The organism is Paraburkholderia sp. RL18-101-BIB-B, assembly GCF_046026985.1.
Classification (GTDB): domain Bacteria; phylum Pseudomonadota; class Gammaproteobacteria; order Burkholderiales; family Burkholderiaceae; genus Paraburkholderia.
In genome coordinates, this window is sequence record NZ_JARESV010000003.1 from 125,433 (window position 1) to 151,150 (window position 25,718).

The 25,718-nt window shown below is 66.2% G+C and carries 18 protein-coding genes; 10 read left to right on the plus strand and 8 right to left on the minus strand.

Features of this window, described 5'->3' with window-relative positions:
• Nucleotides 1–1,512, plus strand: coding sequence for an MltF family protein (locus P0D73_RS06410; RefSeq protein WP_408311168.1), 1,512 nt, complete (start codon nucleotides 1–3; stop codon nucleotides 1,510–1,512).
• Between the two features lie 258 nt (nucleotides 1,513–1,770).
• Here the strand turns inward: P0D73_RS06410 and P0D73_RS06415 are convergent, their stop codons facing one another.
• On the minus strand, nucleotides 1,771–5,061 hold the full coding sequence (locus P0D73_RS06415; protein ID WP_408430404.1) for an adenylate/guanylate cyclase domain-containing protein: 3,291 nt from the start codon (nucleotides 5,059–5,061) through the stop codon (nucleotides 1,771–1,773).
• Nucleotides 5,062–5,326: 265 nt separating this feature from the next.
• Between P0D73_RS06415 and P0D73_RS06420 the strand changes: the two genes are divergently transcribed.
• On the plus strand, nucleotides 5,327–7,555 hold the full coding sequence (locus P0D73_RS06420; protein ID WP_408176618.1) for an SLC26A/SulP transporter family protein: 2,229 nt from the start codon (nucleotides 5,327–5,329) through the stop codon (nucleotides 7,553–7,555).
• A 408-nt stretch (nucleotides 7,556–7,963) separates the two neighbouring features.
• On the plus strand, nucleotides 7,964–8,344 hold the full coding sequence (locus tag P0D73_RS06425; RefSeq protein ID WP_408176617.1) for a response regulator transcription factor: 381 nt from the start codon (nucleotides 7,964–7,966) through the stop codon (nucleotides 8,342–8,344).
• A gap of 153 nt (nucleotides 8,345–8,497) precedes the next feature.
• On the opposite strand, the gene P0D73_RS06430 is transcribed toward P0D73_RS06425, so the two are convergent.
• Both P0D73_RS06430 and P0D73_RS06435 read right to left on the minus strand, forming a co-directional pair.
• Nucleotides 8,498–9,889 carry a sensor histidine kinase gene (locus tag P0D73_RS06430; protein ID WP_165923836.1) on the minus strand — a complete coding sequence of 464 codons (1,392 nt, stop codon included), beginning with the start codon at nucleotides 9,887–9,889 and terminating at the stop codon, nucleotides 8,498–8,500.
• 492 nt (nucleotides 9,890–10,381) lie between these two features.
• The gene (locus tag P0D73_RS06435; RefSeq protein WP_408430408.1) at nucleotides 10,382–11,041 is read right to left on the minus strand and encodes an NADPH-dependent F420 reductase; all 660 of its coding nucleotides are present in this window, start codon (nucleotides 11,039–11,041) and stop codon (nucleotides 10,382–10,384) included.
• A gap of 133 nt (nucleotides 11,042–11,174) precedes the next feature.
• On the opposite strand from P0D73_RS06435, the gene P0D73_RS06440 reads away from it, so the two are divergent.
• The 4 genes from P0D73_RS06440 (at nucleotide 11,175) to P0D73_RS06455 (ending at nucleotide 17,665) form a co-directional block, all read left to right on the plus strand.
• Nucleotides 11,175–12,071 carry a LysR family transcriptional regulator gene (locus P0D73_RS06440; protein WP_408430411.1) on the plus strand — a complete coding sequence of 299 codons (897 nt, stop codon included), beginning with the start codon at nucleotides 11,175–11,177 and terminating at the stop codon, nucleotides 12,069–12,071.
• Between the two features lie 307 nt (nucleotides 12,072–12,378).
• Nucleotides 12,379–12,969, plus strand: a complete 591-nt coding sequence (locus P0D73_RS06445) for a DUF2760 domain-containing protein (protein ID WP_408430413.1) — start codon at nucleotides 12,379–12,381, stop codon at nucleotides 12,967–12,969.
• Entirely contained in the window at nucleotides 12,966–14,825 is a 1,860-nt protein-coding gene (locus P0D73_RS06450; protein WP_408430415.1) for an Hsp70 family protein, read from the plus strand. Before P0D73_RS06445 ends, P0D73_RS06450 begins: the two co-directional genes overlap by 4 nt.
• A complete protein-coding gene (locus P0D73_RS06455) occupies nucleotides 14,822–17,665 on the plus strand; it encodes an Hsp70 family protein (RefSeq protein ID WP_408430417.1) in 2,844 nt (947 codons plus the stop codon). Before P0D73_RS06450 ends, P0D73_RS06455 begins: the two co-directional genes overlap by 4 nt.
• On the opposite strand, the gene P0D73_RS06460 is transcribed toward P0D73_RS06455, so the two are convergent.
• Together P0D73_RS06460 and P0D73_RS06465 are read right to left on the minus strand one after the other, a co-directional pair.
• Nucleotides 17,662–17,886 (minus strand): hypothetical protein, encoded by a 225-nt coding sequence (locus P0D73_RS06460; protein ID WP_132376887.1) that lies wholly within the window; start codon nucleotides 17,884–17,886, stop codon nucleotides 17,662–17,664. The genes P0D73_RS06455 and P0D73_RS06460 overlap by 4 nt on opposite strands.
• A gap of 370 nt (nucleotides 17,887–18,256) precedes the next feature.
• Entirely contained in the window at nucleotides 18,257–19,039 is a 783-nt protein-coding gene (locus tag P0D73_RS06465) for a glucose 1-dehydrogenase (RefSeq protein ID WP_408430420.1), read from the minus strand.
• 128 nt (nucleotides 19,040–19,167) lie between these two features.
• On the opposite strand from P0D73_RS06465, the gene P0D73_RS06470 reads away from it, so the two are divergent.
• The gene (locus P0D73_RS06470; protein ID WP_408176608.1) at nucleotides 19,168–20,076 is read left to right on the plus strand and encodes a LysR family transcriptional regulator; all 909 of its coding nucleotides are present in this window, start codon (nucleotides 19,168–19,170) and stop codon (nucleotides 20,074–20,076) included.
• 13 nt (nucleotides 20,077–20,089) lie between these two features.
• On the opposite strand, the gene P0D73_RS06475 is transcribed toward P0D73_RS06470, so the two are convergent.
• Nucleotides 20,090–21,121, minus strand: coding sequence for a sensor domain-containing diguanylate cyclase (locus P0D73_RS06475; RefSeq protein WP_408311136.1), 1,032 nt, complete (start codon nucleotides 21,119–21,121; stop codon nucleotides 20,090–20,092).
• 255 nt (nucleotides 21,122–21,376) lie between these two features.
• Between P0D73_RS06475 and P0D73_RS06480 the strand changes: the two genes are divergently transcribed.
• Together P0D73_RS06480 and P0D73_RS06485 are read left to right on the plus strand one after the other, a co-directional pair.
• A complete protein-coding gene (locus P0D73_RS06480) occupies nucleotides 21,377–22,600 on the plus strand; it encodes an amidohydrolase family protein (RefSeq protein WP_408430423.1) in 1,224 nt (407 codons plus the stop codon).
• A gap of 64 nt (nucleotides 22,601–22,664) precedes the next feature.
• Nucleotides 22,665–23,561, plus strand: a complete 897-nt coding sequence (locus P0D73_RS06485; protein ID WP_408430425.1) for a LysR family transcriptional regulator — start codon at nucleotides 22,665–22,667, stop codon at nucleotides 23,559–23,561.
• 36 nt (nucleotides 23,562–23,597) lie between these two features.
• On the opposite strand, the gene phnX is transcribed toward P0D73_RS06485, so the two are convergent.
• Nucleotides 23,598–24,401 carry a phosphonoacetaldehyde hydrolase gene (phnX, locus tag P0D73_RS06490; protein WP_408176603.1) on the minus strand — a complete coding sequence of 268 codons (804 nt, stop codon included), beginning with the start codon at nucleotides 24,399–24,401 and terminating at the stop codon, nucleotides 23,598–23,600.
• A gap of 12 nt (nucleotides 24,402–24,413) precedes the next feature.
• The gene (locus P0D73_RS06495) at nucleotides 24,414–25,646 is read right to left on the minus strand and encodes a 2-aminoethylphosphonate--pyruvate transaminase (RefSeq protein WP_408430428.1); all 1,233 of its coding nucleotides are present in this window, start codon (nucleotides 25,644–25,646) and stop codon (nucleotides 24,414–24,416) included.
• Nucleotides 25,647–25,718: the final 72 nt, after the last annotated feature.

Here is a 25,718-nt window from a genome sequence, read left to right on the forward strand (position 1 = left end):
ATGACGGGACTTCGTTTTCTTGCCGCCCTGCTGGTTGGGATCTCGGTGCTCTCGTCGTTGTCGCCGGCGCGAGCCGAGCCGGGACAGAGTGCGTCCGCTGCCGCACCCGCATCATCGCCCCCGGCCGCTGTCGCGAAAGCCCGCCGGTTGAACCTCGCGGTCAAACCGTGGACCGGCGACTTCGACGCGATGCTCGAGCGCCGCATGATCCGCTTTCTCGTGCCGTACAGCCGGACGCTGTACTTCGCCGACAAAGGTCGAGAACGCGGGTTGACCGCTGAACTCGCACGAGACTTCGAACGTTACGTCAACACCCGCTACGCCAGCCGGCTTGGCAAACGCCCGGTCACGGTCTTTCTGATTCCGACAACCCGGGACAAACTTCTGACGAACCTGCAGGCCGGTTTGGGCGATATCTCGGCGGGCAACCTGACGGCGACCGATGAACGGCGCAAGCTTGTCGACTTTGTTGCGCCGCGTGACCGCAAGCCGGTCCGCGAACTGATCGTGACCGGTCCTCGCGCTCCGGCTATCGCCACGCTGGACGACCTCGCGGGAAAGCAGGTGTATGTACGTAAGGTGACGAGTTACTACGAGAGTCTGACCGCGCTCAACGACCGGTTCAGGAAAGGAGGCAAGCCGGTCATGCAGATCACGCTGCTGCCCGACGCACTCGAAGATGAGGACATACTCGAAATGCTAAATGCGGGGATGCTCGGCATCGTGGTGGTCGACGACTGGAAAGCAAAGATATGGGCCCAGGTTCTGCCCAGAATCAAGGTCAGGGAGGATCTCGTGGTACGCAGCGAAGGCTATGTCGGTTGGGCGATCAGGAAAAACAGCCCGCAGTTGCAGGCTGCGGCGACCGATTTCTATAACGAGTTCGCCAAAAAGCAGGGTGTCATCGACTATCGGCTCGCACAGTTCATGAAGCGTATCAAGCAGGTCACTGATGCTTCAGGTGCTGCGGAGCGCAAGCGTTTCGAAGAAACACTGACCCTCTTCGAGAAGTATGGCAAGCAGTATGGCTTCGATCCTCTGATGCTGGCCGCCCAGGGCTATCAGGAATCGCAGCTGAACCAGTCGGCGCGCAGTCACGTTGGCGCGGTCGGCGTCATGCAGTTGATGCCGGGAACAGGCAAGGAAATGGCAGTCGGAAACATTGGTGTAACCGAATCAAACATCCATGCGGGCACCAAATACATGGATCGGCTGATGACACGCTACTTTCAGGACGCGCACTTCGATGACACCAATCGTGCATTGTTTGCGTTCGCGAGTTATAACGCGGGGGCCGCCAATATTGCCAGGATGCGCGCGGAAGCCACCGCACGTGGGCTGGATCGGGACAAGTGGTTCAATAACGTCGAGATCGTAGTCGCGGAGAAGATCGGCATCGAAACCACGACGTATGTGCGCAACATCTACAAGTATTACGCCGCATACCGCTTGATCGTCGATGCGCAGCAAACGCGCGACAAGGCGATTCGCAACATGCGTCCCGGCGGTTGATCGTTGCCGGTGCGCAGCCGACGTCCGAATGCTCGATGGCCTTGCGCGCGAATGACGTACATGGCCGCGTCTTGACCATCCAGGTCGCCGACATATGTTGCGCTGATGCCGAGCGTGGCCGTCACTTCTCGCAAGGTCGCAACGCCAGGCCTGAAGTTCTACATCTGCTCAGGCCTCACTTCGACCCCGGCCGACATGCAACCGCGCGGACTCGATCGGCCGGACGGATAGACACGCGGCGCTGGCGTGACGCTCGCCTCAAGCGGCGAGCGCGGCATCGACCGCGGCAACGTAGTGCCGAAAGCCAGCCTGCAGCAGCTCGATTCGCACGCGCCCGAGCTCGCTTCGCACGGCTTCGTCCGCGTGCTCCCGCAGGGTGCGCGCGAGCACGCGGCCGCGCGCCGCGAACAGCTCGGCCCAAGGCAGCGGTTCGCGGCGCGTGTAGTCCTCTAATGCCGTCACGTAGAGCAGCACGCCGGCCGGATCGCGGGCCGACAGCATCGCTTCGATGGCGTCGCGGTAGAACCAGAGGTGGTTGTGGCCGACCGCGCCGAGGCGCAGGAGATTCTCGCCTTCCACCAGCAGCCGCGCACGCTCGTCGTTCTCGTCGACCGCGCGGGCAAGAGCGCCCAGGACCTTCGGCCCGCAGAACTGCGTGCCGACTTCGCGCGAGATCGCGAGCGCCTCGCGAAGCGCTTTCACCGCTTCGCCGCGGCATCCATCGTCCAGCCATACGCGTGCCTGCATTTCCAGGTTCTGCGCTTCGAATCGGCGCGCGCCCAACTGCCGGATCACCCGCATTTCCTGCTCCAGATGAACCCGTGCAGCCTGCACATCGCCTAGCTCGTAACAGGCGAATACGCCGAGCGTCTCGCCCAGCAATTGCGCGCGCGGCTGCCCGATCAGCTCGGCGGCGCGCGCGGCGGCAACGGCGTCTTCGCACGCCTGCCGCGCGTCGTTCAGATAGATGCGGCTGAAGCCCTGCATCGAACGATTGGCGACTTCGATGCGGCCGAACCCGTGCTCGCGGCTCAAGGCCACGCAATCGCTGAAATGGCGGAACGCGGTCTGCATCCGCCCCTGCGCGTACGCGGCATCGGCGAGGCCGCCGAGCGCGCGGGCCTCCGCCTCCGGCAAGCCGAGGCGCCGCGCATAGGCGAGCCCGCGTTCGTGCTCGGCGCTGCAGGCATCGATCTTCCCGAGCGGAAAGAGGATGTTGCCGCGCAGATGGTGAAGGCTCGCGAGCTCAGCCACCCGGTCGTCGCGCTCCGCGATCCGCTGCGCCGCCGCGAGCAGGTCTAGCGCTTCGTCGAGACCTTCGCTCACGCGCAGGCCTTCCGCAAGCCCGAGCTGACAGCGGCACAGACTCGCGTCGTCGGGGGCGGCCGCCAGCGCCGCGCGATAGGTAGCGGTCGATCCCGCGATGTCGCCGAGGTCGCGCTGGAGCTCGCCCTTGCAACAGCTCAGGGCGTGCCGGTCCGCATCTGTCTGCGCGACCTCGAGGCCCCGCTCGGCGAGGCGCAGCGCGGCCTCGACCAGGTGGGCCGTGCGCTGCGCGCCCGCGGCCGCCAGATAGGCCCGCGGCGCGTGTTCGTCCTCGGCGCGGTCGAGATGCTGGGCGTGCAGCGTGGAGTCGCCGTGCGCGAACCAGTCGGCCGCGCAGCGGTGCAACTCGCGCCGGCGCGCGCGCAGCAGCGTCGAGTACGCGCTCTCCTGAATCAGCGCATGGGCGAACAGGAAGTCTTCGCCCTCCGGCAGGACGAGCGCATTGGCGAGCAGGCCGTCGCAGACGTAGCCGGGATCGTCGATGAGCCGCCGCAGCAACGCGATGTCGAAACGCTGGCCGATCACGGCGGCCGCCTGGAAGGCCAGGCGGTCGTGTGGCGCGAGCCGGTCCATCCGCGCGAGCACGAGGCTGCGGATCGAGGCGGGCACGGCGCTGCCGCCGCCCTCCTCCGCGTTGCGCAATAGCTGCTCGAGGAACAGCGGGTTGCCGCCCGCGCGCTCGATGCAGGCGCGCGCGACACGCTGCGTCGCGTCGATGAAGTTGCCCGCGAGGCTCAGGGCCTCGTCCTTTCGCAGCGGTCCGAGATCGATCGTCGCGAACGGGGTGTCCCGGCAGCGCGCGCGCCACGCCGCATCGATCGGATCGCCTTCCACGCGCGAGGTCGTCACGAGGAGGCCCGGGCCGTTCGAGATGCCCGACGCGAAAGCGGCGAAATAGTCGAGCACTTCGGGGTCAGCCCAATGCAGGTCTTCGACGACGATCAGCGTCGCCGCCTGCCTGCACGCGTCCTCGGTCAGTCTTGCGGCGAGCGCCTGCTTGCCGCGCTTGCGCGCGCCGTGGTCCATCGCGTCGTAGAGGGCTCGCCATTCGCCCGCGAGCGGGAGATCGAGGAGATCGTGGAGAAACGCGAGCTGCTCGGCCTTGACGACGCCCTCAGCGGCGAGACGCGCGGCGGCGGCCTGGCGCGCGTCGCTCGATGCGCCGGCCGGCAGGCCGAGCAGGCTGCCGACGATCGCGTGCACGGGATCCTGCCCCTTGCCCACGCCGAAATCGAGCACGAGGCCCCGATGGATCGCGAAGCCCTGCGACTGCGCGTAGCGGCGCATCTCGTCGACGAGACGCGTCTTGCCGATGCCCGCTTCGCCGCGCACCAGGACCACGTGGCCGGCCCTCCTCGCGATGCACGCGTGGACGATACCGTGAAACTGTTCGAGCTCCGCCTGGCGTCCGACGAAAAGGCTCTGACTCGCCTTCGCCGATTCGCTCGCGATGGCGCGCAGCCGCCATGCCCGCACCGGCGTATCGATGCCCTTGAACCGCTGCTCATCGATCGCGTCGCAGACAACGGCATCGCCGAGCGCGCGCGCCACGTCATCGGAAAGCCAGGTCTCACCGGCCGCCGCCGCGGCCTGGAGCCGCGCGGCCAGGTTCACCGGATTGCCGGTCACGGTGTAGTCCCGCGCGTCGACGCAGCCGAGCGCGCCCGCGACCACTTCGCCGCTCGCAATGCCGACATGCGCCTGCAACGTCCGCCCCGCTTGCGCGCTCAACTGGGTCAGCGCGTCATGGATGTCGAGCGCCGCGCGGGCCGCGCGCAGCGTGTCCGTCTCGTGCGCGCGGGGAGCGCCGAACAGCGCCATCACCGCATCGCCGATGTGCCTGTCGGTCGTGCCGCCATAGGCGAGCACGATGCCGTCGACGAGCGCCGTGTAGCGGCCGATCAGCGCCCGCAGTTCCTCCGGATCGAGCGTGCGCGACAGCGCCGTGAAGCCGCAGAGATCGGCAAAGAGGATCGTGACCTGCCTGCGTTCGTCCGCGGGGGTGTCCACGGCGAAGGGCGCCCGCGCCGCCGGCTGGGCCGCTGTCGCCGAGTCACGCGCGGCGGCGAGGATGCGTTTGCGGTGGCCGAGCGACTGCACCCCGAGCTCCTTCAGGTCGCCATCGGTCAGCTGCGCGAGCAGCGACAGATCGATGTCGTTTGCCGCGAACGCTAGCGCGTACTGCTCAAGTCCCAGGACGTGCAGCCATTGCTCGATATCCATGTTCGCCGCCTGCATGCAATGCCGGGCGGCGCGCGCCACTCTGCCGCCCAGGTCCGCTTCCGGTTCCTTCCCATGGGCTCAAAGCGCGGCCGAAAAGCGCGCGCCGCTTGCCGATGCGAATGGCCCCGAGCCTGTCGGGGATCGTGCCGATGAATACCCAGTGTAGGCGCCCGCCACGGCCCGCGTATGCGTTTGACAGGCTTTCGATCGAGGACGGATACTGGACGGCTCCCTATCGCGCCTCCGCATTCCACCGGGAATTCACGTGAAGCCGGGCAAGACCGTTTCCGTCTCCGACGTCCCGCCACGCTCGCGCCTCGCGGGGCTGCCCGGCGATCTGGCGGCCGGGGCGATATCGGCGCTCGTCATGCTGTGCTACGCGATGAGCCTCGGCACGATGATCTTCAGCGCCGATCTCGCCCGCTACGCGATGCTCGGCGTGCCCACCGCGCTCGTCAGCTGTGTCGTCACGGCGCTGGTGATTTCCCTGACGAGCTCGATGCGCCTGAACATCGGTGGCCCCGACAGCAATGCGGCGGCGTTTCTCGCGGGTGTGGCGGCAGGCGTCGCGAGCAGCGTGCGCGCGGACGGCGGCTCCCCGCAGACCCTCCTGCTGACCGTGCTGATCGCGATCGCGCTCTGTTCACTCGTGACCGGCATCGTGCTCTACGCGATCGGTTCGTCAAAGCGCAGCCGCTCGCTGCAGTTCCTGCCTTACCCGGTCCTCGGCGGATTCCTCGCCGGCACGGGCTATCTGCTCCTCGCCGGCGCGTTCCGCGTGCTGACGGGCGAGTCCCTGCAATGGCAGACGCTCGTGCTGTTGACGCATCTTCACTGGCTCGCGTGGCTCCCCGCGCTCGTCGTAGGGGTGCTGGCCACCATCCTGATGCGCACCTGGAAGCACGTCGCGGCGCTGCCGCTTACGCTCGCCTTCGGGATCGTCCTCTTCTACGTCCTGCTGCGCGCCGCGGGTCTCTCGATCGACGAAGCGCGCGGCATGGGGCTGCTGCTGCCGCGCGTGGCGCTGCGGCTCTCGGGGTTTCCGGAGCTGCACCTGACAGCGCAGCTCGCGCAGAGTGGCATCGACTGGTCGGCGATCGCCGCACATCTTCCGGAGAGCCTCATCGTCACGTCGGTCTCGGCTGTCACGATCCTGATGAATTCGACGGCAATCGGCGCGGCGACGGGCGAGGAAGTCGATCTCAATCGCGAGATGCGGGCCGCGGGCCTCGCCAATCTCGCGAGCGGGCTTCTGGGCGGAATGGTCGGCTACCAATCGTTCAATCGCTCGATGCTCAACGCGCGCGTTGGCGCGACGAGCCGGCTGGCGGGCGTGTTCGCGTCGCTCGCGTGCCTCGTCGTGCTTGCCGCGTCGCCCGGTCTCGTCGCGCTCTTTCCCGTGCCGGTGCTCGTCGGCCTCCAGCTTTTCATGGGGCTGCGCCTCCTCGTGCAGTGGCTTGTCGGCGCCTATGCGAAGCTCAATTGGTACGAGTACCTGCTCGTGCCCGTCATACTCGGCACGATCGCGGCCTGGGGCGTGATCATCGGCGTGGTCGCGGGCGTCGTCGCCGCCTGCGTGATGTTCACGCTGCTCTACGGGCGGGTTAGTTGCATACGCATGGAATTCGACCTGCTCACCCGGACATCGAATGTCGAGCGCAACATCGAGGAGACCGAATCGCTGTGCGGACTCGGCGCACAGGTGTGCGGAATGTGCCTGCAAGGGTTTCTCTTCTTCGGCACGGCCAACTCGATTCTCCACCGCATACGCGAGCGGCTCGCCGCGCGCGAACCGGCGTCGGTCCGATTCGTCGTGCTCGACTTCGCGTCGACCCAAGGCATAGACGCGTCGGTATCGATCAGCTTCGTCAAACTGCGGCAGCTCTGCGCGGCGACCCACGCAGACTTGATCTTGACCGCGCTGCCGCCGCACTCGCGCGATCTGCTGACTAAAACCGGCACGCTCAATCTGCGGATTCGTGAATTCGACACGCTCGATGCGGGCCTGGAATGGGTCGAAGACCAACTGCTCGCCTCAAACGCGCTGGCGCCGAAACGCGGTGACGACCTCCACGCGATGCTCGCGCGGCATTTCACGGCCAGCGCGCTGGACACCCTGTCCACCTATCTCGAAGTGCATGAGTTGCTAGCCGGCCAGCCGCTGTTTCGTCGCGGGGAGCCGGGCGACGCACTCTACATCATCGAGCGCGGGCGGGTCGCGGTTTCGCTGCCGCTCGGCAACGGGCGGTCGGTGCGGCTGCGCGCTTCCGGCCCGGGCACGGTCGTCGGCGAAATGGCCGTGTACACGCAGCAGCCGCGCAGCGCGGACGTGTTCGCCGAGGTGCCGACGCGCGTGCGCAGGCTGTCGCTGGCCGCGCTCGTTGCGCTCGAGCAAGACAACCCCGCAGCCGCGCAGCAGTTTCATCGCTTTCTGGTGAAGGTCATCGCGTCGCGGCTCACCCTCGCCACCGAGGCTCTGCGCGCGGCCTATTGAGCGGTGGGCGGGAACGGTGTTCGGGTAATTGCCGTGGCGCTTCGGAGGCGACCGACGCGCGGTCGGAGTGTATAGCGAGGCGTGTAGCGATGACACGAGAAGCGTGCTTAAGCGGCGAGAGTCCGCTATCCGATGGTACGTGACGCTTGAATGCCCACCACCAGACATGATTCTGGCGAAGACCCCGACGGACTGCGCGCTGCCCGCCTCAGAGCGCCAGGCCATTGGCTCAGCAACGTCGCAGAAACCGCACTTGTCCGGTGACTCCGAAGGCGGTTGCCGCTGTGCCGGTCCATACGTTCGTATCATGGGAATCCGGCCGTCTTGGCACTACGCTTCCTAGTGAAGCGTTCATCCTGGACGCTGGCGCTCTTCGCTATCGAGAACGCCTCACACCAGGTGGTCCCTATGGGTCCTCTCCAGCTTGTTTCGATTGTCGACGACGACGAGTCGGCCCGCCTCGCCACCGAAAGCCTGGTGCACTCGCTGGGGTGGCCGACGCGTACCTTCGATTCGGCCGAGGCATACCTGCAGTCGATGCCGCCGGCGGGCACCGCCGGGACGGGGTGCCTGATTTCCGATGTGCGCATGCCCGGCATGTCGGGCATTGAGATGTTCGAGCACCTGCTCGCGCTCGGCGCTGCGCCGCCGACGCTCCTCATGACAGCCTTTCCCTCCGATGCGCTGCGCGCGCGGGTGGCCGCGACCGGCGCCTTGGCCCTGCTCGAAAAGCCGCCCGACGCCGCCACGCTCGAGCGCCATCTGACGCGTGTGCTCGGCACGCCATGATCGAAATCCGTCGCCGTCGCAGCTTGCGTCTCGGGCGGTGAGCGTGACGTGAGGCGTTCGCGAGACTCGTGACAGCGCCTGGTGACGACGTGGCTCTACGCCGCGTGCCCCCCATGAGATGCCCGGGTTCACCCCGCGATCAGACCGCGCTCGCTACGAGCGCAGCACCTCCGTGCTCGCCTGCGCGTTCTTTCTGGTCGGCAGCGTGAAGCGGAAGACGGCGCCGTGCGGCTCGTTCGGCGCGGCTTCGAGCCGTCCGCCATGCGTCTCGACGATGGACCGGCTGATTGCGAGGCCCATGCCCATGCCCTCGGCCTTCGTCGTATAGAACGACTGGAACAGGCGGTTGAGGTGGCCAGGGTCGATACCGGTGCCCGTGTCGCGTACCTCGACCATGGCGGTGTCCGGGTCGGCCCTGGCTGTGCTGATCGTCAGCTCGCGCGGCCTGCCGTGCACGCCGGTCATCGCTTCGATGGCGTTGACGATCAGGTTCATCAGCACCTGTTGCAGCTGCACACGGTCACCCTTGACGAGGCGGACGTCATCCGAAAGATCGTTGCGCAAGCCGACGCCGTTGCGCAGCAATTCGGGGCGCGTCAGCGCCACGACTTCGCCGACAGCTTCGTTGAGATCCCAGTGCTCGATGCGTGGCGGTACCTTCTTGACGAGCGCGCGTACGCGGCTCACCACCTCGCGGGCCCGGTTGGCGTCCTTCTCGATGCGCGTGAGCGCCTGCCGGACTTCCTCGAGCACCGGCGGCCGGGCATCGAGCCAGCGCAGGCCCGCGTTCGCACTCGTGACGACAGCGGCGATCGGCTGATTGACCTCATGGGCGATCGACGCGGTCATTTCGCCGACCACCAGGACGCGGTTCAGTCGCGCGAGATCGGACTGTGCCTGCTGCAGCGCCTCCTCCATCCGCTTGCGTTCGCTGATGTCGATGTTGGTCTCCAGGATCAGCGCGGGTTGTGCTGCATTGTCGCGCTGGAGCGACCAGCGGCTCGTTACGACGACGGACGTGCCGTCCGCCTTGCGGTTGATGAGCTCGCCCTCCCAGCGGCCTTCGCGCAGCAGCCTGGTCATGATCTGCTCGAGCGGCGTGACGAACGTCGTTTGCAGGAGCGTGGGCGCGACAGCGCCGAGCGCCTCGGCGCCCTTGAATCCATACAACTCCTCGGCGCCGCGATTCCAGTAGAGGATCTTGCCGTCCATGTCGCGCGAGAAGATGGGGTCGTGCGTCAGGTCGAGAAGATTCGCCTGATTGCGCAGCGTCGATACCGTTTGCTGCGCGTGCAAGGCCAGGGCCGTCACGACGCCGATCGTCACGATGCTGATGAACTCGTTGATGAGGGTCTCCACGCTCGGGCGGGCGGGCGGCGCGAGCGCCCAGCTCAAGACCGTGAGCGCCACGCAGCCGAGTCCGACAAGCACGACGCTTCGCGGCTTGCAAAAGCGCGCGGCGATCAGCACGACGACCACATAGAGCGTCGCGACGGCGATGTCGAGCAGCGTGGCGGTATCGGCGATGAAGATGACCGCCGCCAACGCGGCGGTCGCGACAGCGAGTGTGACGGTGGTCTTGCGCGGCGAGCGCCTTTCGTCTGTCATCCCGGCTCCAGCTCGATGCGTTTGATCGGCACACTGGTGTGCAGCGTGGGCGACTCACGCTTGCGCATCTCTCCCGGCATCTCCCGGCTGGGAAAAAACCAGGCAAGCGAGTTAAGTATAGGAATGTTGACTATCTCCTTACAAGCGGAGCGTTGCCGTGCCTGGCATTGGCGCGCTGGCGCTCTGCTCTCGCGCGTATTTCGATCCCATCTTTCTGCGCCGCATCGCTATCCGCGCTTGAAGATGGCTCGGGTCGCGGGGCGAGGTCCGGCGTGACGCGCTCTTGCGGTGCGCGCGATATCAGCGGCCAACAACGCTGGGGCGCAAGGCCAGCGACGACGCGCACGAGGACAGCTACGCGGTCCATGGTATGCGCGCCGCGATTCGCACCGACGCTCCAGTTTCCAAAACAATCGGCGACAACGGCAATCAATGCCGCCACGATCCATGCGGCAACTCCACATCCCGCTGTGCCGCGGCCAATCCCTCCAGCATGCCGGCGCGGTCGAACGGAATGCAATACACCGGCTTGGCGCGCTCGAAGCGCCAACTGTCTGCCAGCGCGCCGGCATCGACGGGATCGAAACCGAACTGATCCAGCAGCCCGCTCACGACGCGTTTGGCGTGCTCGTCGTCACCGGCAAACGGCAACGCGCGGCGCTTCGGCGTATGCGGCGCTGACCCGTCGGTTTCGAGATCCCTCGCCAGAATCGCGTTGAAAGCTTTCACCACGCGAGCGCCAGGCAACGCGGCGGCAAGCATCTGGCTGGTGGTCTTGGCGTGACTGTCGAGCGCCTCGATCCGGCCGTCGCGCTCGGGATAGTGATTGCACGTGTCGATCACGATCTTGCCCTCCAACGCCGCCGCCGGCAGCGCGCCGATGTTGCCGAACGGCACGGCGACCACCACCACCTCGCCGAACGACGCCGCCTGTTGCGCCGTGCCGAGCGCGCACCCTATCGCCGCAGCCGTGCTGATCAGCGTCCGCGGGTCGCGGGAATTGCTGATCATGACTTCGTGACCGTTCCGCTTCGCCAAAGTCGCCATCGCGCGGCCGATAAAGCCCGCGCCGAGAATGCCTATCTTCATGTTTCACACTCCATGCATGTCCGAGGATCGCTCCGTCGAGCACCCGCCCGACGGTGAAAACCACTATGATTCAAAACTTAAACGGAATAAATATCCGCAATTCGACGGCTGTCGAAATCAGGAGTGGGGAATCATGGATCGGCTGACCAGCATGGCGATCTTCGTCAAAACGGCGGACAGCGGCTCGTTCGCCGCGGCGGCGCTCGCGTTCGGCATCTCGTCGCAAATGGCCGGCAAGCATGTCAGCACGCTCGAAGAGCGCGTCGGCGCCCGTCTGCTGAACCGCACCACGCGCCGCCAGAGCCTCACCGAGATCGGCCAGATCTTCTACGAGCGCTGCAAGGCGCTGCTGGCCGACGCCGCGGCGGCCGAGTCGGTGGCCCAGGAACTGTCGGCGTCGCCACGCGGACGCTTGCGTATTACCGCGCCTGTCACGTTCGGCGCCTGCTGTCTCGCGCCGATGATCACGCGCTATCTGAAAGCACATCCTCAGGTGCGGGTCGAGTTGACGCTGACCGACCGCTTCGTCGATCTGATCGACGAGGGTTACGAGGCTGCGATCCGCCTCGGCGCGCTGTCGGATTCGTCGCTGATCGCGCGGCCGTTGATGCCTTACCGCCTGGTCGCCTGTGCGTCGCCCGGCTATCTGGCGGAACGCGGCGAACCGCGCACGCCGCAAGAACTGACGGCGCACGAGTGTCTGAGCTTCCTCTATGCGAGCATGCCGGCCGACACCGAATGGCGTTTCGCCGACGCTCAGGGCGAGCACGTGGTGCCGATTGCCGGCCGCTTCGAGGTCAATGACGTGAAGGCGCTGCTGGCCGCCGCGCTCAACGGCGGCGGCGTGATGCTCGCACCCGAAGTGGCGGTCAGGGATGAACTCGCGGCCGGCCGCCTCGTGCGCCTGTTGTCCGGCTATGAGGCCACCGCGCGGCCGATGCATCTGGTGTTCCCCGCCAGCCGCGTCACGCCGAAACTGCGCGCGTTCATCGACCAGGTCGTGGCCGAATTCGGCCCGCACAACGCGTGAACAACGCGCAAAAGAGCCGCAAGCAAGTGCTTGCCACACGCCCGTGACAACCCGCCAATCTCGCCGCATTGCCCGCTAGAATGGCCGGCTTTGCCCGCTTCGGGCGCGCCACAAGGCAAAATACGGGTTTTGCGCGCGCAAACCGCGCCGCGCATCCGGCCGAATCAGACGCCGGCGGCACGCACGCCGCCGGCCTTCGCAAACTCGCACGACGACGGCCCGCCCAAGCCCTGCGCGGCTTGGCGGCCAATCGCGTGCGGCGCAGCCAGGACAGCTCGTCCTTTAACAGAGCACCTCAGGAGCATTTATGACCGATTCGAACCCATCCTTCCTCGGCAGGATTTCCCTGGCCGTCGGCACGTTTTTCCGCATTCTCGGCGACGGCGAATTCGCCGCCGGCGTTTTGCGTTTGCGTGACTGCGGCGTGGCCGCCAGCGCCGCGCCCGCCCCGGCTCCCGCTCCCGCTCCCGCTCCCGCTCCCGCTCCCGCACCGCAGCCGGCGCCCGTGCTGAAGGAAGCGAGCCCCGACGCCGCGTTGCAACTGCTCGGCCTGCTGCAACGCGACGCGCGCTTCATCGATTTCGTCGAGGAAGACATCAAGAGCTACAGCGACGCCGACATCGGCGCGGCGGCGCGCCTCGTGCACGACGGTTGCCGCGCGACGCTGCGCGAGCACTTCACGATCCGCCCGGTGCGCGACGAAGCCGAAGGCAGCCGCGTCACGCTGGCCGAAGGTTTCGACGCCGCTTCGATCCGCCTGACCGGCAATGTCGTCGGTAAGGCGCCGTTCAACGGCAGCATCAGCCATCGCGGCTGGCGCGTCGAAGAAGTGCGTCTGCCGAAACTCGCGGACAGCCACAACGCGAAAGTGATCGCACCGGCCGAGGTGGAGCTATGAGCGACGCACGCCAATCACGCTACGCCATCGGCATCGACCTAGGCACCACGCACTGCGCGCTGTCCTACGTGGACACCACCGCCAGCGACGGCGAAAAGACCGCGCAAGGCGTGCTGCCGATCGCGCAGCTGACGGGCCCCGGCGCGATCGACAACCTCGATCTGCTGCCCTCGTTCCTCTATCTGCCGCATCCGGACGAACTCGCCTCGGGCGACCTGTATTTGCCGTGGACCGGCCAGCGCGAATTCGCGGTCGGCGAATTCGCCCGCAGCCGCGGCGCGGCCACGCCGATCCGGCTGGTGTCGAGCGCGAAGAGCTGGCTGTGCCATCCAGGCGTCGACCGGCGCGCGGCGATTTTGCCGAACGACGCGCCGCCTGAAGTCGCGCGCGTCTCGCCGCTCGAAAGCTCGGTGCGTTATCTGACGCATTTGCGCGAAGCCTGGGACCACGCGCATCCCGATGCGCCGTTCAGCGAGCAGGACATCACGGTGACGATCCCCGCATCGTTCGATCCGGCCGCGCGCGAGCTGACCGCCGAAGCCGCCGAGGCCGCCGGCTTCGGCCGCATGACGCTGCTGGAAGAACCGCAAGCTGCGCTGTATAGCTGGATCCAGAAGAGCGGCGGCGACTGGCGCAAGCAGGTCAAGGTCGGCGACATCATCCTCGTGGTGGATGTGGGCGGCGGCACGACCGACCTCTCGCTGATCGCCGTGATCGAGCGCGAAGGCAACCTCGAACTGCATCGCGTGGCGGTCGGCGAACACATTCTGCTCGGCGGCGACAACATGGACCTCGCGCTCGCGCACGTGGTCGCGCGCAAGCTGGCGGCACAAGGCACCCAGGCCGACGCGTGGCAACTGCGCGCGCTCACCTATGCATGCCGCTCCGCCAAGGAAACGCTGCTCAGCGATCCGGCCACCGACACCGTGCCGCTCGTCGTGCCGAGCCGCGGCTCGAAGCTGATCGGCGGCTCGATCCGCACCGAGCTCACGCGCGCCGAACTGACCCAGACGATCCTCGAAGGCTTCTTCCCGCAGGTGGACAGCGCCGCGCGTCCGGTGAGCCGCGCGCGTGCCGGTCTGACGCAGCTCGGCCTGCCGTATGCGCAGGACGCGGGCATCACACGGCATCTGGCGGCGTTCCTCGGCCGTCAAGTCGGCGCGCTGGCTGAACTCGCAGGCGTGAGCGGCATCGCGGCTGCGGAGAATGCGAGCTTCCTGCATCCGACGGCGGTGCTGTTCAACGGCGGCGTGTTCAAGTCGCCGCTGCTGGTCGAACGCATCATGAGCACGCTCAACAACTGGCTCGCCGCGGAAGGCGCGGCGCCGGCACGGCTGCTCGAAGGCGCCGATCTCGATCTCGCCGTGGCGCGCGGCGCGGCCTATTACGGTTACGTGCGACGCGGCCGCGGCGTGCGGATTCGCGGCGGCACGGCACGCGCGTACTACATCGCGATCGAATCGGCGATGCCCGCCGTGCCCGGTCTCGAGCCGCCCATCCAGGCGCTGTGCGTCGCGCCGTTCGGGATGGAGGAAGGCACCGATGCCGAACTGCCCGCGCAGGAATTCGGGCTGGTGGTCGGCGAGCCGGTGCACTTCCGTTTCTTCGGGTCGTCGGTGCGTCGTCAGGATCAGGTCGGCACGCTGCTCGATTTCTGGGGCCCGGAGGAATTGCAGGAACTCGAAGAGATTCAGGCGACGCTGCCCGCCGCCGGCCGCACTGCCGGTGAAGTCGTGCCGGTGAAGTTGCATGCGCGCGTCACCGAGGCGGGCACGCTCGAACTCGAAGCCGTGCCGCGTGGCACCGACGAGCGCTGGAAAGTCGAGTTCGACGTGCGCGGCAACGCGAATGCATGAATGAGATGAAGCGGTATAGCGTCGGTATCGATCTCGGCACCAGCAACACGGTGCTCGCCTATGCGGAGGCGGGATCGCAGTCGATCAGCGTCTTCGAGATCGAGCAGTTGGTGAGTCCCGGCGAAGTGGCCGCGCGGCCGCTTCTGCCCTCGGTGCGCTATCACGCGGCGCAAGGCGAACTGAACCCCGGCGATCTGCAATTGCCGTGGTCCAGTGCGAATCAGACCACCGCGCAAGGGGACGCGCAGCCGGTCGTGATCGGCCGGCTCGCACGTGTGCTGGGTGCTCAGGTGCCTGGCCGGCTGGTATCGAGCGCGAAGAGCTGGCTCTCGCATGCGTCGGTGGATCGCACCGCGCCGATCCTGCCGTGGGGCGCCGCCGACGACGTCCGCAAAGTCTCGCCGGTCGAAGCCAGCGCGAGCTATCTGGCGCACGTGCGCGCGGCCTGGAACCAGCGTTTTCCGGACGCGCCGCTCGAACGCCAGGACGTGGTGCTCACGGTGCCGGCGTCTTTCGACGAAGGCGCGCGAGCGCTCACCGTGGAAGCCGCCCGCATGGCCGGCCTGCACAACCTGAAGCTGCTGGAAGAACCGCAAGCGGCGTTCTACGACTGGCTGTTTCATCATCGCGAGCGGCTGGCAAGCGAGCTCGCGGACACGCGGCTCGTCCTGATCTGCGACGTCGGCGGCGGCACCACCGACCTCACGCTGATCGAAGTCAGCCTGCGCGACGGCGAGCCGCAGCTCACGCGAATCGGCGTGGGCAATCATCTGATGCTTGGCGGCGACAACATGGATCTGGCGCTCGCGCATCTGGTGGAAGCACGGCTGCCGGGCGCGAACCCGGCGGGCGAACGCACGCGCCTGTCGGCGGCAAGCCTGTCGCAACTGGTCGAGCGTTGCCGCAATGCCAAGGAACAATTGCTCGGCCCGCAGGCGCCCGACTCCGCCTCGATCACGCTGCTCGGCGCGGGCTCGAAGCTGATCGGCGGCGCACGCACGGCGCAGGTCACGCGCGAGGAAGTCGAGCGGATCATCGTCGACGGCTTCTTTCCGGCGGTGGCGTCGCACGAACGGCCGGGCAGACCGCGTGGCGCGATCGTCGAATTCGGCCTGCCCTATGCGACCGATGCCGCGGTCACGCGTCATATCGCGGCGTTTCTAAGCCGCTTCGCCGCGCAGTCGCGTAAAGCGCTGGGCGCCGAGTCATCCGGTTCACCAGGCGAAGACGCGTTGCCCGTGCCCGACACACTGCTCTTGAACGGCGGCGTGTTTCGAGCCGAAGCGCTCACGCAGCGTCTGGCCAGCACCTTAGGCACGTGGCGCGGCGAAGCGCTCAACGTGCTGCACAACGACAACCCCGATGTCGCCGTGGCACGCGGCGCGGTCGCCTATTCCCTCGCGCGCGCGGGCAACGCGCCGAAAATCGGCGGCGGCGCGCCGCGCAGTTACTTCCTCGTGCTCGACGAGACCGGCGACGGCAAGCAAGATGCCGAGCCCGTGCAACGCGGCATCTGTCTGCTGCCGCGCGGCACGGAAGAAGGCCACGAGATCCTGATCGCGGATCGCACCTTCGCGCTGCGGCTCGGGCATCCGGTACGGTTTCACCTCGTGTCGTCGAGCGCGGATACGGTGTATCAACCAGGCGAGTTGATCGATCTCGCCGGCGGCGACTTTGTCCGCTTGCCGCCGATCGCGACCATCGTGCAGCCGCGCGGCGCGAGCAGCGCACGCGAGACCGCGGTGCAGATCGCGACCTCACTGACCGAAGTGGGCACGCTCGAAGTCCACTGCATCGAACTCGACAATCCCGCGCAGCGCTGGCTGCTCGAATTCCAGTTGCGCCGTGAAGGCGCGCAAGTGAACCTGGCGGGCGACGCCGCACCGGCCCGTCATCCGGCGCTCGACCAGGCGATCGAACACATCGACCGTTGCTTCGGCTCGCGCGCACAGAAGGTCGATCCAAAAGAAGTCAAGCGCCTGCGCTCGCAACTCGAACAACTGCTAGGCTCGCGCGAAAGCTGGAACAGCGCGTTGCTGCGCGAACTGTTCGGCGCGCTGTGGGAACGCGCGCGACGTCGGCGCCGCTCGGCGGATCACGAGCGCCTCTGGCTGAATCTGGCCGGCTATTGCGTGCGGCCGGGCTTCGGTTATCCACTCGACGAATGGCGCGTCGAACAACTCTGGTCGCTCTTCGACGACGGCATCCAGTACGTCAACGAGAGCCAGGTCTGGTCGGAATGGTGGACGCTCTGGCGCCGCGCCGCCGGCGGACTCGACGAGAGCGCGCAATTGCGCGTGCTCGACGCGATGGCGTATCTGCAAGGCGCCGCGCAATCGCGCCACAAGCTGCCGTTCGACGTGGCGAAAACCGGCTTCACCGACATGGTTCGGCTAAGCGCATCGCTCGAACGGATTCCCGTCGAGCGCAAGATCGAGCTCGGCGAATCGGTGCTGATGCGTCTGAAGAAACCCGCTGAAAATCATCAAAGCTGGTGGGCAGTCGGCCGTATCGGCGCACGGCGGCCGTTTTACGGCAGCGCGCATAGCGTCGTGCCGTCTGAGATTGCCGGAGCATGGCTTAACGCAATCCTCGCGCTCGACTGGAAGAAGGTCGATCCTGCCGCGTTTGCCGCCGTTCAGATCGCTCGCATGACCGGCGACCGCTCGCGCGACTTGCCCGAAGACTTGCGTCTTGCGGTAGTGCGCCGGCTCGAAGCGGCCAACGCGCCGCGTGCGTGGATCACCATGGTGAGCGAGAGCGTCGAGCTCGATAACGCCGACGAAGGCCGCGTGTTCGGCGAGTCGCTGCCGGCGGGACTGAAGCTGATCGCGAATTAAGGCTCGCGCGACTTGGGCAGATCGAAACTCAGTACGGCTTCCGCCGCGAGCGTGTCCTTGCGATTCTTGAGGCTCTCCGCGAGCAGGTCGCGGAATATGAGCAGTCTGTCGGCGCCGTGCTGCGCGCGAAATTCGTTCAAGACTTCGGCAATGGCGGCCTGTTGCGTCGCCGGCGTCAACGTGCTGGCAATGTACGAACTGCCGCGCGCCAACTCCATCATGTAAGTGGTTCTGCAGAGTGCCTTCTCTGTCTCTCGAGCGGATTTTCGTCCGTTACGCATCGTTGTTTTTCTCGGTTGTCTTTTTCGTTGAGCGTACAACCAGCAGCTCTCATCTGCCGGCGAGGCCAAGCGTTCTTGTGCTTCGGCCTGACGCAACCATCTCCTCCTATCTGAGCAGTTGAACCTTAAGAGAACCTTATGCGTGACGGACAAAAGCTACGCGGACGCATTGATTGGATACACGCCACCGATTCGCTTAATGCGTATCGGTATGTTTTTCTGAATGCACGTGGCGCGTTGCCTCTTCACACGCAAAAAAGGCCGGAAAACCGGCCTTTTCGTCTGACAACTCGACGATTGCCTGGTAGTACTACACCTGCGCCATGCCGCCGTCCACAGCCATTTCGATCCCCGTGATGAAGCTCGCGTCGTCGGAAGCGAGGAACGAGACGGCCTTGGCGATCTCGTCCGGTTCGCCGACGCGCCCAAGCGGCGTGGTCTCGCTGGCCTGCCGGCTGAAGGCGTCGATCTGCTCGTCGCTCATACCGAGTTCGGATTTGTAGGCCGGCGTGACCACTACGCCCGGCGCCACCACATTGACGCGAATCCCGCGGCCCTTCAGATCGGTCGCCCATGTGCGGGCGAATGAACGCAGCGCGGCCTTGGTCGCGGCATACACGCTGAAGGCCGGCATACCCTTGCTTCCGGCGATCGAACCCGTGATGACGATCGCGCTGCCTGGCCGCATCAACGGCAAGGCATTCTGCACCGTGAACAGCGTGCCTTTGACGTTGATGCCGAAGTACTTGTCGAACTGCGCCTCGGTAATCGCGCCGAGCGGTGAAAACTCGCCGCCGCCCGCATTCGCGAACAGAATGTCGAGCCGGTCGTGGGCTGCCCGCACCGTGCTGAACATCCGGTCGAGGTCGGCGGCTGACGAGATGTCCGCGCGAATCGCGACCGCGCCGTGGCCGATCCGCTCCACCGCATCGTCGAGTTCCGCCTGACGCCGGCCGGTGATGTAGACGGTCGCGCCTTCCTGAGCGAAACGCGTAGCGGCGGCGAGGCCGATGCCGCTGCTGCCGCCGGTCACCAGCACGATCTTGCCGGCGTGTTTGCGGGGATTGACGTTTTCGAGTGTGGATTGATTCATGAACTGCTCCTGTGTGTGAGGTCGGTTGACCATGACGCCCAGCTTATTTCATGCACACAGGGAGATAAATATGTATTCTGTGGTTTCTTTATTCACAACTGTGGATAATCGACTCGAAGGGAGCCCACGTGGATCACTTGCAGGCTATCCGCATCTTTGCGCGGGTGGTGGAAACCGGTGGCTTCGGCCGTGCGGCGCAGTCGCTGCAGATGCCCAACGCGACGGTCAGCAAGTGGGTCAAGTCGCTCGAAGATCACCTGGGCGTGAAACTGCTTGAACGCAGCACGCGCAGCGTCAATGTCACGACGGACGGCACGGCGTATTACGAACGCACGCGGCACCTGCTGAGCGAACTCGACGATATCGAGGCGACCTTGGGTCGCGACCGCGCAAGTCCGCGCGGCGTGCTGCGGGTCGATACCGGCGGCTCGACCGCGAGCGGCATTCTGATTCCCGCGCTCCCCGAATTTTGCGCGCGCTACCCGGACCTTCAGGTGCGCTTGAGCGTGACGGACCGTACCGCCGACCTGATCGCGGAGAACATCGACTGCGCGATTCGCAGCACGGCGGATGACCCCGCGTTGGTGACACACGCCATCGGCGCGCTACGCTGGACGACTTGCGCGAGCCCGGCGTATCTGGCCGAACATGGCGCGCCCTTGCACCCGCGTCAGATCGTCGACGACCGGCATGCGGTGGTCGGTTATTTTTCGGCGAGCAGCGGATTCGTGCAGCCCTTGCATTTCCTCAAGGACGGCGAGCCTCTCGTGCTCGACAACGTCCGCAATACAGTCATGGTGAGCGAGAGCAATGCGCATCTGGCCACCGCGCTCGCGGGACTCGGCATTGTTCATACGTTGGATTTCATGGTGCGGCCGGCCGTGGAGCGCGGCGATCTCGTGCCGATCCTGACGGACTGGCGGCCCGAGCCGCTGCAGGTTTATCTCGCCTATCCGCCGAGCCGCCGTTACAGCACCAAACTTCGCGTGTTCGCCGACTGGGTGAGCCAGCTCGGCGCGCTGCACGAGACTCCCTGAACGCAGAGGCGGTCTACGCCATCGTCACCTGGTTTCGACCGCCATGTTTCGATCGATACAGCGCCCGGTCCGCGCTCGCGAAACCCTCGCGATGCGCCGGCCGTGACGTTTCGCTAATGCGCGTCAACGACGCGCCCACGCTTACCGTCACCCTGCCGAGCGGCGACGCGCGATGCTCGATCGCTAGATCCACCACGCCCTGGCGCAGCGTGTCGAGCGTGTCTTCGAGCGCTGCGTGCTCCGCTTGCAACACCAGCAGGCCGAACTCCTCGCCGCCCATGCGCCCGACGATGATGCGTTCGCCATCGGCCGCCGCCTGCATCACCGAGGCTACTTTGCGCAGGCATTGATCGCCCGCCTGGTGGCCATAGGTGTCGTTGTACTGCTTGAACCAGTCCACGTCGACCACGACCGAGCCCATCACGTCGCCGTCCTGCGCCTCTTTCCAGCGGCGCGTGATGCTCTCCAGCAGGAAGCGGCGGTTGTACAGCTGTGTCAGCGGATCGATCGCGGTGGCCGTGCGCATTTTTAGATCGTTCTCGATCATCGCGCGCAGGTGGTAGAACACGCCGCGCTGCCCCGCGTCGAGGCGGCCGGGCGACGGGTCCATCGCGCACAACGCGCCGACGATCTCGCCATTGGGCGCGCGCAACGCAATCGCCGCATAAAAGCGCACGAAGGGATGCCGCTGCACCAGCATGCATTCGCCGAAACGCGCGTCGTCGTGCGCATCTTCGATGACGAACAGCTCCTCGTCGCGCACGGCATAGTCGGCGAGCGAGCGGGCACGCGTGACGAGCGGCATCGCCATGCCGACCTCGGCGCGGTAATGCTGGTACTCCTCGTCGAGCAGCGTGATCGCGGTGATCGCCGCGCCGGTCACGCTCTTGAGAATTTCGGCTGCGTGGGTGAAGCATTCGCGCATCACCTGATCGTCGTGCAACAGCCATTCGATGACCGACGATTCCACCTCGGGTTCGCCGGCGGCGGACGAATCGAACTGCATGCGGCTGGACAGACGGTCGTTACTGAAGGCGAGTTGCACGGCTGGGTTCCAGAATGTAATTAGCTCGTGTCAACGGCACCAGCACGCGAAACTTGAGCGGCCGTGGAGCTTGTCCGCGCGCAAGCCAGAGCCGGCCGTGCGGATCGGCGTGTGGCGCCAGGAAGTACAATTCACCCGCCGGTCACGCGCCGCCCGCGTTTGCTCAAAAAACAGGCGGCACGTCCTTTTCAACAGACAATTGCATACGCCTTCGCCGCGCTTTGTTCAAGCACGCGACGCGGCCGACCTGTTCTCATGACGACAACCGCCCAACACCGCCCGACGAGCGCCTTGCTCATCACCGACGTCCGCCTTCGCGACGGCTCCCAAGTCGACGTTTCGATCGCCGACGGCCGCATCGCCGCAATTGGCGCGGGTCTGCCGCGCGAGCCCGGCGTGACGCTCGAGGACGGCGCGGGCGCGTTGCTGCTGCCGGGTTTCGTCGAAGGCCATACGCATCTGGACAAAACCAACTGGGGCATGCGCTGGTATCGCAACGAGGTCGGGCCGAAGCTGACCGACCGCATCGAAAACGAACGACGCTGGCGCGCCGGGAGCGGCCATGACGCGGGCGCGCAGTCGCTCGCGCTCGCGCGTGCGTTTCTGCAGGCGGGCACGACGCGCCTGCGCACGCACGTCGATATCGACACCGACGCCGGCCTGCGTCATCTGGAAGGTGTGCTTGCCACGCGCGACGCGCTGCGCGACGTGCTCGACATGCAGATCGTCGCGTTTCCGCAATCGGGGCTGCTCGGCCGCGCAGGTACGGATGCATTGCTCGACGGCGCGTTGAGCGCGGGCGCCGATGTGCTCGGCGCGCTCGATCCGGCGTTGATCGACGGCGATCCGGTGGCTTCGCTGGATGTGACGTTCGGGCTCGCGGACCGTCACCACAAGCCGATCGACATTCACCTGCACGAGCCCGGCGAAATCGGCGCATTCACGCTCGGCCTTCTGCTCGACCGCGTCGCCGCGCTCGGCATGCAAGGCCAGGTGGTGGTCAGTCACGCGTTCTGTCTCGGCGCGCTGCCCGAGCGCGAACGCGATGCGTTGCTCGAGCGCCTCGCCGATCTGCGCGTTGCGCTGCTGACCACCGCGCCCTCTTCGACGCCGGTGCCGCCGCTCAAAACCTGCCTTGAAAAAGGCGTCACGCTATTCGGCGGCAACGACGGCATTCGCGATACGTGGACGCCTTACGGCTCGCCGGACATGCTGGAGCGCGCGATGCTGATCGCGATGCGCTACGGCCTGCGCCGCGACGACGATCTCGCGCTCGCCTTCGACTGCGTGAGCAGCACGGCCGCGCGCGCCTGCGGGTTCACGGACTACGGCCTGCACGCCGGCGCGCGCGCCGACCTCGTGCTGGTCGATGCCGACACGCTCGCACATGCGCTCGTCGCGCGGCCGCCGCGCAAGCTCGTGGTGGCCAACGGCCAGATCGTCGCACGCCACGGCGCGGCGCCCGAATCCTTGAATTGAACACGACGGCGGCGCGTCTGCGCGCACGCGCCACGTCACCCGCTACAACGTATTTCGCATTCACATGATCAATCTCTTTCAGGCCATGCAGGCGTTCGTCAAGGTCGCCGACGCGGGCAGCTTCGCGCAGGCCGCGGAGCAACTCAGCGTCTCGACCTCGGTGGTGACGCGCCACGTGTCGAGCCTTGAAAAGCATCTCGGCATTCGCCTGTTCCAGCGCACCACGCGCAAGGTGGTGCTGACCGAAGCCGGCGCGGAGTATGCCGACGGCTGCCGCCTCCTGATGGCGGAACTCGAAGAAGTCGAATCGCGCGCGACCACCGCCTCGAAAGAAGTCGCAGGCGATCTGCGCATCGTGGCGCTGGGCAGCTTTTCGCTAGTTCGCCTCACGCCGCTGTTCGCGGAGTATCAGGCCAAGTTTCCGCATGTGAATCTGCGGGTCACGCTCACGGAAAAACGTGTCGACCTGCTCGAAGGGGGTTTCGACGTCGGCATCGTGACCGAGCACATGATTCGCTCGGAGTCGCTGGTGGTGCGCCGCCTGATCAATTCGCACGCGGTGCCGGTGGCGTCGGCTGCTTACCTCGCCCAGGCGGGTTATCCTAAAACGCCCGCCGACCTCGCGCGGCATCGGGTGATCACCGCGCCGCTCGATACGAGCCCGCAGACCTGGGTGTTCAGCAAGGGTGACGGTGGCGAAGAGAGCATCGCGCTCGATGCGTCGTTCACGGTCAACAGCATGATCATGCAGAAACAGGCGGCGCTCGGCGCGATGGGCATCGCGCTGCTGCCGCTGGAGATGGTCAACGATGAATTGCGCGCGGGCACGCTGGTGCGGATTCTCGACGACCACGCCGTGCTCAACGGCGACGTGGCGGTCTCGCTCGTGTACCCGAGCCGGGAGTTCGTGCCGCGCAAGATCCGCGAGTTTATCGATCTGGCGGTGGGGTTTTTCGAGTAATTCGTTAGAGAGAGGCGTCTGCGGCCTCTCTCCTGATCAAGGCCGCTCGCCGCGCGCGAGGCGCGCCTCGATGTCGTACACCACCGGCATCAGATCCGCGACGCTGTCGATCACATAATGCGCGCCCGCCGCCTGCAGCTTCTCGATCGCCGCCTTGCGACGCCATGCGAACTCATCCGGCGCCAACGCCTTGACGTCGTCCTCGGCCATGCCGAAAGCATTGCCGCTCACCGCGACTCCGACCGCCCACGTGCCGCCGTTAATGCCCTCTTCGATGCCGACCTCGGTGTCGTCGACCTTGATCGCATCCTTCGCGCGCCAGACGCCCAATTCCGGCAACGTCTTGTAGATCATGTACGGCGACGGCCGCCCTTCCGGCGTATCGCCGGTGCACACGATGCTGTCCGGCGAGAAACCCTGCGCCGCCGCGCCCGGCAAGATCTCGGCCATGATTTCGCGCGTGTAGCCGGTGGTCGTGCCAATCCTGATGTCGTCGCCGCGCAGCGCGCTTGCCACCTCGGCCACGCCCGGAATCACCGAGCTGTAGCTCGCCGCCACCGCGATGTTCTTCGGCACGAATACGTCGTACACGGCGTCGATATCCGCTTCGCCCGGCGCGTGCCCGAATTTGTCAGCCCAGGCTTGCGCGACGCGCGGCAACGCCATCAGTGCCGCGATATGCGGGCGCTTGGCCATGCCCATCGGGCCGCGTGCTTCATCGATCGTGATCGACACGCCGAATTGCTCGAATGTCTCGACGAAGGCACCCATCGGCGCCAGCGAACCGTAATCGACCACCGTGCCGGCCCAATCGAAAATCACTGCTTTTACGTGTTTCATTGACTTCGTTCCTCAGGCCGCATCGGCCAATGTCTTGCGTTCTTCGATCGCAGCCGCCGGCGGGGCGGCGTGCTCGACGCCCATCGTCCGCAGCGAGTTGCCGCACGCTTCGACGACGCGGCGCATCACGTGCTCATCCACCTGGCCGATGCAGCCGATACGGAAGCTGTCCACCACCGTCAACTTGCCCGGATAGATGACGAAGCCCTGCTCCTTCATCAATTCATAGAAGCGCTCGAACTTGAACGACGGATGCGCCGGCGCGAAAAACGTCACGATGATCGGCGAGCGCCAGCGTGCGTTCAGCAGCGGCTCGAAGCCGAGTTCGTGCATGCCGGCCACCAGCACGTCGCGATTGTTCGCGTAGCGCGCGAGACGTCCGGGCTGGCCGCCTTCGAGTTTGTGCAGACGCAGCGCCTCGATAAACGCGGCCACGGTGTGCGTGGGCGGCGTGAAACGCCACTGGCCGGTGCGGTTCATCACGTCCCACTGGTCGTAGACGTCGAGCGAGAGCGAGTGACTGCGGCCCTTCGCCTCCAGCAACGCGCTCTTGCGGGCGATCACGAAACCAAAACCAGGCACGCCCTCGATACACTTATTCGCCGACGACACGAAGGCCTCGCAGGCAATCTCACGCACGTCGAGCGGCACCGCGCCGAAGGCGCTCATCGAATCGATCAGCAGCTTGCGGCCCTTCCTCGCGGTAGCGGCGGCGACTTCCTCGATCGGGTTGAGAATCCCCGAACTGGTCTCGCAATGCACGGCGACCACGTGCGTGATGCCTGGATCGGCGTCCAGCATGCGCTCCACTTCCGCGCCGCGCGGCGGCAGGTAATCGCCCTTGTCGAGCACCGTGCAGGCGCGGCCGAGATAGCCGAGCGTGGTCGCAATGCGCTTGCCGTACGCGCCGTTGGCCAGCACGAGCGCGTGGCCGTCGCGCGGAATCAGACTGCCGAGCATCGCTTCGACGCAATAGCTGCCGCTGCCTTGCAGCGGCACGCAGTCGTATTCGCCGGCGGTGTCACCGGCGATCTCCAGCAGGTTGCTGCGCAGCAGCGCTGTCATCGCACGGAAATCGCCGTCCCACGAACCCCAGTCGCGCAGCATCGCTTCCTTGGTCGAGAACGCCGTGGTGAGCGGCCCGGGCGTCAACAGGTACGGCTCGCCTTTGGCCGGCGCCGCACACGTCACGGTGGAAGAACCTCCGGCGTTCACGGCGGGGGAGCGGTCGATCACGCTGTCCATGGTCGGAATCTCCGATATCGCTGTTTCGGTGACTCACACAGTACAGAAACGCGCGGCATCGGTAAAATCGAT

Coding starts and splice junctions, on each gene's coding strand:
- P0D73_RS06410 (WP_408311168.1), top strand. CDS start 1: ATGACGGGACTTCGTTTTCTTGCCGCCCTGCTGGTTGGGATCTCGGTG.
- P0D73_RS06415 (WP_408430404.1), bottom strand. CDS start 5,061: ATGGATATCGAGCAATGGCTGCACGTCCTGGGACTTGAGCAGTACGCG.
- P0D73_RS06425 (WP_408176617.1), top strand. CDS start 7,964: ATGGGTCCTCTCCAGCTTGTTTCGATTGTCGACGACGACGAGTCGGCC.
- P0D73_RS06435 (WP_408430408.1), bottom strand. CDS start 11,041: ATGAAGATAGGCATTCTCGGCGCGGGCTTTATCGGCCGCGCGATGGCG.
- P0D73_RS06440 (WP_408430411.1), top strand. CDS start 11,175: ATGGATCGGCTGACCAGCATGGCGATCTTCGTCAAAACGGCGGACAGC.
- P0D73_RS06445 (WP_408430413.1), top strand. CDS start 12,379: ATGACCGATTCGAACCCATCCTTCCTCGGCAGGATTTCCCTGGCCGTC.
- P0D73_RS06450 (WP_408430415.1), top strand. CDS start 12,966: ATGAGCGACGCACGCCAATCACGCTACGCCATCGGCATCGACCTAGGC.
- P0D73_RS06455 (WP_408430417.1), top strand. CDS start 14,822: ATGAATGAGATGAAGCGGTATAGCGTCGGTATCGATCTCGGCACCAGC.
- P0D73_RS06460 (WP_132376887.1), bottom strand. CDS start 17,886: ATGATGGAGTTGGCGCGCGGCAGTTCGTACATTGCCAGCACGTTGACG.
- P0D73_RS06465 (WP_408430420.1), bottom strand. CDS start 19,039: ATGAATCAATCCACACTCGAAAACGTCAATCCCCGCAAACACGCCGGC.
- P0D73_RS06480 (WP_408430423.1), top strand. CDS start 21,377: ATGACGACAACCGCCCAACACCGCCCGACGAGCGCCTTGCTCATCACC.
- P0D73_RS06485 (WP_408430425.1), top strand. CDS start 22,665: ATGATCAATCTCTTTCAGGCCATGCAGGCGTTCGTCAAGGTCGCCGAC.
- phnX (WP_408176603.1), bottom strand. CDS start 24,401: ATGAAACACGTAAAAGCAGTGATTTTCGATTGGGCCGGCACGGTGGTC.
- P0D73_RS06495 (WP_408430428.1), bottom strand. CDS start 25,646: ATGGACAGCGTGATCGACCGCTCCCCCGCCGTGAACGCCGGAGGTTCT.